The organism is Mesorhizobium sp. WSM4823 (assembly GCF_055811195.1).
The window spans coordinates 1-256 of sequence record NZ_JBVVQL010000071.1 but is presented as its reverse complement, the minus strand read 5'-3'; the positions used below and the strand labels follow the sequence as shown (position 1 = coordinate 256).

1 protein-coding gene is annotated in these 256 nt (G+C 64.8%); it reads left to right on the top strand.

Annotation, left to right across the window (positions count from 1 at the left end):
- A partial coding sequence (locus AC0L26_RS32045; RefSeq protein ID WP_473636091.1) for a DUF932 domain-containing protein occupies positions 1-256 on the top strand: 256 nt, incomplete at both ends.

The following is a 256-nucleotide window of genomic DNA, read 5'->3' as shown; positions in this document are numbered from 1 at the left end:
CGACAACGAAGCGCTTTACAGGCACGTCCCGTCCATCTTCGCCCGAGAGGCCCATGACAGCCGGTCGGAGCGTTACGTCTATGTCCCCACCATCGACATCGTGGAGGGGTTGCGCCGGGAAGGATGGTTCCCGTTCTTCGCCGTGCAGTCGGTTCCGCGTGACGGCAGCCGCCACGGCCACGCCAAGCATATGCTGCGCCTGCGCCGGGATGACGGCATCGGCAAGCAGGAGGCGGCGGAAGTCATCATCGTCAAC